Source organism: Escherichia sp. MOD1-EC7011, assembly GCF_002965005.1.
Lineage (GTDB): Bacteria > Pseudomonadota > Gammaproteobacteria > Enterobacterales > Enterobacteriaceae > Escherichia > Escherichia ruysiae.
In genome coordinates this window covers 43,971-50,246 of the sequence record NZ_PTRD01000030.1, presented here as the reverse complement: position 1 = coordinate 50,246, position 6,276 = coordinate 43,971, and the positions used below count along the sequence as shown (strand labels likewise).

Here is a 6,276-nt window from a genome sequence, read left to right as displayed (position 1 = left end):
ATTTTGAGGGCAACTGATGAAGCCCACTGTTTACGAACATTTTATTTTCCGGTTACACAGTTTCCTGATTTGACCTGCGTGAGAGGCGCCGGTTATTAATCATTTGAAACGTGAGCTACGGTCGAAAATATTATTTCAGTATGAATTAATATATATTTTTTTGGGGCCTTATAAGTAGCTGGTGCTTCTTTACAATGCGATTGTATAAAAAACTTTTTTAATATAATTAGTTATATCACTCGATGTACTACTGAATTATCAACTATTACTTTAAGGTTCAGTAGTCGTAAAGCTGTATCTCCAGATAACTAAATTTCTGACATCTTACAATATCATCATCTTCAAATAGTTAATTTTAGAATATTACACTGCTAAAACAGGTAAATTAAAGCAATCTATTAGATGTTGCAGAACAACCTTGATTCCAACGGCGAAATCGCTGCTGCTCATATGGAGCTGAATATCACTCAGTTCATGCTTGATGAGTCGATATCGCTATATCCATAGATAGGGGAGAGTACAATCGCATCAACGCCAATCACATGTGTTGCTTTCTTCATGGGGAATCCTTTGTAAGGCAGAGAGTTAATATTTTTTAGACAAGGTAGCGTGTATCCGAGAGTATCCGGTGTTTTCTAACGCCTGGTTATAATTCCGTTTGGTTGTTTCGTATCACTGCTATAACAATTTCTCTTGATTTTCAATCGTTGAGCGAATCATTGAATACCGATCGGGAAATATCAATACCATATATAATTTCTTTTGAAAATTCTTGTTCTATCTGACTATACCGAAGGTATCTATTTCTTTTCGTGATTATTGCCAGAAAAACAATAAGTGACGGATTTACAGTATGCTGCTCATAAAGACAACAATCAATTAACTTTGATAAAAATTTGTTATGTGAAATAGCAACAAATTGGCTACTCTAATCAATTAGGATTACAAAAAGTCGATAAGGCGGCTCTGTTAAATAAAATACTGGTTTTTTATCTATATATTTCCATGCCGGTAATTTTACTGTGTTATTTGGTTACAATAAATTAACAATAAAATTACTAGTGGCTCATGATTTACACATAATTAACATATCTGATTGATTTTGATATAAATCAATTTTTAATTCTTGAAAAAAATCTGCAAAACGAGATAAATTGTCGTAGATCAAATTGGTGAGATGGTGACAATTTCGCTATAAATTGATCACTGTCGAAAAATGCAATTTTGCTCAATAAAAACCTGTTTATTGTAAGGATTTTGCGGCGTAATATAATTACGGGATCAATTTGGTTTATTCATTAACATATTTGTAACCTTTTTATCATTGTCTTTCCTCTTTTGATGAAATGGCAACGGTAGGGGCGAGCAAATAATTTTGTATTGGGGCATGCGTGTGACCCTTTCTAACGGGGTTCACTCTCGGAGTCTTCATGCGATGAGCAAGGAGTCATGATGTTAGATATAGTCGAACTGTCGCGCTTACAGTTTGCCTTGACCGCGATGTACCACTTCCTTTTTGTGCCGCTGACGCTCGGTATGGCGTTCCTGCTGGCCATCATGGAAACGGTTTACGTCCTTTCCGGCAAACAGATTTATAAAGATATGACCAAGTTCTGGGGCAAGTTGTTTGGTATCAACTTTGCTCTGGGTGTGGCAACCGGTCTGACCATGGAGTTCCAGTTCGGGACTAACTGGTCTTACTATTCCCACTATGTAGGGGATATCTTCGGTGCGCCACTGGCAATCGAAGGTCTGATGGCCTTCTTCCTCGAATCCACCTTTGTAGGTCTGTTCTTCTTCGGTTGGGATCGTCTGGGTAAAGTTCAGCATATGTGTGTCACCTGGCTGGTGGCGCTCGGTTCAAACCTGTCCGCACTGTGGATTCTGGTTGCGAACGGCTGGATGCAAAACCCAATCGCGTCCGATTTCAATTTCGAAACTATGCGTATGGAGATGGTGAGCTTCTCCGAGCTGGTGCTTAACCCGGTTGCTCAGGTGAAATTCGTTCACACTGTAGCGTCTGGTTATGTGACTGGCGCGATGTTCATCCTCGGTATCAGCGCATGGTATATGCTGAAAGGTCGTGACTTCGCCTTCGCAAAACGCTCCTTTGCTATTGCTGCCAGCTTCGGTATGGCTGCCGTCCTGTCTGTTATTGTTCTGGGTGATGAATCTGGTTACGAAATGGGCGATGTGCAGAAAACCAAACTGGCTGCTATTGAAGCCGAGTGGGAAACGCAACCTGCGCCCGCCGCCTTTACTCTGTTTGGTATTCCTGATCAGGAAGAGCAGACGAACAAATTTGCGATCCAGATCCCTTACGCGCTGGGTATTATCGCAACGCGTTCCGTGGATACACCGGTTATCGGCCTGAAAGAACTGATGGTGCAGCACGAAGAACGTATTCGTAACGGGATGAAAGCGTACTCTCTGCTCGAACAACTGCGTTCTGGTTCCACCGATCAGGCTGTACGTGACCAGTTCAATAGCATGAAGAAAGACCTCGGTTACGGTCTGCTGCTGAAACGCTATACGCCAAACGTGGCAGATGCGACTGAAGCGCAGATTCAACAGGCAACCAAAGACTCCATTCCACGTGTAGCGCCGCTGTACTTCGCGTTCCGTATCATGGTGGCGTGTGGCTTCCTGCTGCTGGCAATTATTGCGCTCTCCTTCTGGAGTGTCATCCGCAACCGCATTGGCGAGAAAAAATGGCTGCTGCGCGCTGCGCTGTACGGTATTCCGCTGCCGTGGATTGCTGTAGAGGCGGGCTGGTTCGTTGCTGAATATGGTCGTCAACCGTGGGCTATCGGTGAAGTGTTGCCTACCGCAGTAGCGAACTCGTCGCTGACTGCAGGCGATCTCATCTTCTCGATGGTGCTGATTTGCGGCCTGTATACCCTGTTCCTGGTGGCAGAATTGTTCTTAATGTTCAAATTTGCACGCCTTGGCCCAAGCAGCCTGAAAACCGGTCGCTATCACTTTGAGCAGTCTTCAACGACTACTCAGCCGGCACGCTAAGACAGGAGTCGTCAAATGATCGATTATGAAGTATTGCGTTTTATCTGGTGGCTGCTGGTTGGCGTTCTGCTGATTGGTTTTGCAGTCACTGACGGTTTCGACATGGGGGTGGGGATGCTCACCCGTTTCCTCGGTCGTAACGACACCGAGCGTCGAATTATGATTAACTCTATCGCGCCACACTGGGACGGTAACCAGGTATGGCTGATCACCGCAGGCGGCGCGCTGTTCGCTGCCTGGCCGATGGTCTATGCCGCTGCGTTCTCCGGCTTCTATGTCGCGATGATCCTCGTGCTGGCGTCTTTGTTCTTCCGTCCGGTCGGTTTTGATTACCGTTCCAAGATTGAAGACACCCGTTGGCGCAACATGTGGGATTGGGGCATCTTCGTAGGTAGCTTTGTTCCACCGCTGGTGATTGGCGTAGCATTCGGTAACCTGTTGCAGGGCGTACCGTTCAACGTGGATGAGTATTTGCGTCTGTATTACACCGGTAACTTCTTCCAGTTGCTTAACCCGTTCGGCCTGCTGGCAGGTGTGGTGAGCGTAGGGATGATCATTACTCAGGGCGCGACCTATCTGCAGATGCGTACCGTGGGCGAACTGCACCTGCGTACCCGTGCAACAGCTCAGGTGGCGGCGCTGGTGACACTGGTCTGCTTCGCACTGGCTGGCGTATGGGTGATGTACGGTATCGACGGTTATGTCGTTAAATCGACAATGGATCATTACGCAGCATCTAACCCGCTGAATAAAGAAGTTGTTCGTGAAGCTGGCGCATGGTTGGTGAACTTCAACAATATGCCGATTCTGTGGGCTATTCCGGCGCTGGATGTTGTTCTGCCGCTGCTGACCATCCTGACTGCACGTATGGATAAAGCCGCGTGGGCGTTTGTGTTCTCCTCCCTGACGCTGGCCTGTATCATCCTGACTGCCGGTATTGCAATGTTCCCGTTTGTGATGCCGTCCAGCACCATGATGAACGCAAGTCTGACAATGTGGGATGCAACTTCCAGCCAGCTGACGCTTAACGTCATGACCTGGGTTGCGGTGGTTCTGGTTCCGATCATTCTTCTCTACACCATCTGGTGTTACTGGAAAATGTTCGGACGTATCACCAAAGAAGATATTGAACGTAACACCCACTCTCTGTACTAAGTAAGGAGCTAATAATGTGGTATTTCGCATGGATTCTGGGAACGCTTCTTGCCTGTTCATTTGGGGTAATCACCGCGCTGGCGCTTGAGCACGTCGAATCAGGTAAAGCCGGTCAAGAAGACAGCTAATGAGCAAGATTATCGCAACCTTGTATGCGGTAATGGACAAGCGCCCTCTGCGGGCGCTTTCCTTCGTGATGGCGCTTCTGTTAGCAGGATGTATGTTTTGGGATCCATCACGTTTCGCCGCGAAGACCAGTGAACTGGAAATCTGGCATGGTTTATTGCTGATGTGGGCCGTCTGTGCTGGCGTGATTCACGGCGTGGGTTTTCGTCCGCAGAAGGTTCTTTGGCAAGGGATTTTTTGCCCACTGCTTGCCGATATTGTTCTCATTGTCGGGCTGATTTTCTTCTTCTTTTAAATCAGAATTCTCTTTAAAAATTTATGGACCTTCAACAGTCCATAAATTTTTACGCTCCCTTAACTTGCCCTCATTCCCAAACCTCAATCGCACGCGTATAGTAGCAGCGTTTAAAAGTTCTAACTTTTGTTGCATTACCGGGATGTAAAGTGAATACAACGCTGTTTCGATGGCCGGTTCGCGTCTACTATGAAGATACCGATGCCGGTGGTGTGGTGTACCACGCCAGTTACATCGCTTTTTATGAAAGAGCACGCACAGAGATGCTGCGTCACCATCACTTCAGTCAACAGGCGCTGATGGCTGAGCGTGTTGCCTTCGTGGTACGTAAAATGACGGTGGAATATTACGCACCTGCACGGCTCGACGATATGCTCGAAATACAGACTGAAATAACATCAATGCGTGGCACCTCTTTGGTTTTCACGCAACGTATTGTCAACGCTGAGAATACTCTGCTGAATGAAGCCGAGGTTCTGATTGTTTGCGTTGACCCACTCAAAATGAAGCCTCGTGCGCTTCCTAAGTCTATTGTCGCGGAGTTTAAGCAGTGACTGACATGAATATCCTTGATTTGTTCCTGAAGGCTAGCCTTCTGGTTAAACTTATCATGTTGATTTTGATTGGTTTTTCAATCGCATCCTGGGCCATTATTATCCAGCGGACCCGTATTCTGAACGCTGCGGCGCGTGAAGCCGAAGCGTTTGAAGATAAATTCTGGTCTGGAATCGAACTTTCTCGCCTCTATCAGGAGAGCCAGGGAAAACGGGATAATCTCACTGGTTCGGAACAAATCTTTTACAGCGGGTTCAAAGAATTTGTGCGCCTGCATCGTGCCAATAGCCATGCGCCGGAAGCCGTAGTAGAAGGGGCCTCACGAGCGATGCGTATCTCGATGAACCGTGAACTGGAAAATCTGGAAACGCACATTCCATTCCTCGGTACGGTAGGTTCCATCAGCCCATATATTGGTCTGTTTGGTACAGTCTGGGGGATCATGCATGCCTTTATCGCTCTTGGCGCAGTGAAGCAGGCAACGCTGCAAATGGTTGCGCCCGGTATCGCAGAAGCGTTGATTGCGACGGCAATTGGTCTGTTCGCCGCAATTCCAGCGGTAATGGCTTATAACCGCCTCAACCAGCGCGTAAACAAACTGGAACTGAATTACGACAACTTTATGGAAGAGTTTACCGCGATTCTGCACCGCCAGGCGTTTACCGTTAGCGAGAGCAACAAGGGGTAAGCCATGGCCAGAGCGCGTGGACGAGGTCGTCGCGATCTCAAGTCCGAAATCAACATTGTTCCGTTGCTGGACGTACTGCTGGTGCTGTTGCTGATCTTTATGGCGACAGCGCCCATCATTACCCAGAGCGTGGAGGTCGATCTGCCAGACGCTACTGAATCGCAGGCGGTGAGCAGTAACGATAACCCGCCAGTGATTGTTGAAGTGTCTGGTATTGGTCAGTACACCGTGGTGGTTGAGAAAGATCGTCTGGAGCGTTTACCCCCAGAGCAGGTGGTGGCGGAAGTGTCCAGCCGTTTCAAGGCTAATCCGAAAACGGTCTTTCTGATCGGTGGCGCAAAAAATGTGCCTTACGATGAAATAATTAAAGCACTGAACTTGTTACATAGTGCGGGTGTGAAATCGGTTGGTTTAATGACGCAGCCTATCTAAGCAT

General features: G+C 47.1%; 7 protein-coding genes. All 7 read left to right on the top strand.

Annotation, left to right across the window (positions count from 1 at the left end; translation table 11 throughout):
- The first annotated feature begins 1,452 nt into the window (after positions 1–1,452).
- The 7 genes from cydA to tolR all read left to right on the top strand — a co-directional run bounded on the left by cydA (position 1,453) and on the right by tolR (position 6,272).
- Positions 1,453–3,021: a cytochrome ubiquinol oxidase subunit I gene (gene cydA / locus A7098_RS16040; protein WP_010345240.1), complete on the top strand. Its 1,569-nt coding sequence runs from the start codon at positions 1,453–1,455 to the stop codon at positions 3,019–3,021.
- A gap of 15 nt (positions 3,022–3,036) precedes the next feature.
- The gene (gene cydB / locus A7098_RS16035; protein ID WP_105281082.1) at positions 3,037–4,176 is read left to right on the top strand and encodes a cytochrome d ubiquinol oxidase subunit II; all 1,140 of its coding nucleotides are present in this window, start codon (positions 3,037–3,039) and stop codon (positions 4,174–4,176) included.
- A gap of 14 nt (positions 4,177–4,190) precedes the next feature.
- Entirely contained in the window at positions 4,191–4,304 is a 114-nt protein-coding gene (gene cydX / locus A7098_RS16030; protein WP_000270283.1) for a cytochrome bd-I oxidase subunit CydX, read from the top strand.
- Positions 4,304–4,597, top strand: a complete 294-nt coding sequence (gene ybgE, locus A7098_RS16025; RefSeq protein ID WP_000034602.1) for a cyd operon protein YbgE — start codon at positions 4,304–4,306, stop codon at positions 4,595–4,597. Before cydX ends, ybgE begins: the two co-directional genes overlap by 1 nt.
- 149 nt (positions 4,598–4,746) lie before the next feature.
- Entirely contained in the window at positions 4,747–5,151 is a 405-nt protein-coding gene (ybgC, locus tag A7098_RS16020; protein ID WP_001098372.1) for a tol-pal system-associated acyl-CoA thioesterase, read from the top strand.
- On the top strand, positions 5,148–5,840 hold the full coding sequence (tolQ, locus tag A7098_RS16015; protein WP_000131314.1) for a Tol-Pal system protein TolQ: 693 nt from the start codon (positions 5,148–5,150) through the stop codon (positions 5,838–5,840). Before ybgC ends, tolQ begins: the two co-directional genes overlap by 4 nt.
- A gap of 3 nt (positions 5,841–5,843) precedes the next feature.
- Positions 5,844–6,272, top strand: a complete 429-nt coding sequence (tolR, locus tag A7098_RS16010; protein ID WP_000090099.1) for a colicin uptake protein TolR — start codon at positions 5,844–5,846, stop codon at positions 6,270–6,272.
- Positions 6,273–6,276: the final 4 nt, after the last annotated feature.

Bases quoted from the DNA above. Each gene is read 5' to 3' on its own strand.
- tolR (WP_000090099.1), top strand. From the start codon at position 5,844: ATGGCCAGAGCGCGTGGACGAGGTCGTCGCGATCTCAAGTCCGAAATC.
- cydB (WP_105281082.1), top strand. From the start codon at position 3,037: ATGATCGATTATGAAGTATTGCGTTTTATCTGGTGGCTGCTGGTTGGC.
- cydA (WP_010345240.1), top strand. From the start codon at position 1,453: ATGTTAGATATAGTCGAACTGTCGCGCTTACAGTTTGCCTTGACCGCG.
- cydX (WP_000270283.1), top strand. From the start codon at position 4,191: ATGTGGTATTTCGCATGGATTCTGGGAACGCTTCTTGCCTGTTCATTT.
- ybgE (WP_000034602.1), top strand. From the start codon at position 4,304: ATGAGCAAGATTATCGCAACCTTGTATGCGGTAATGGACAAGCGCCCT.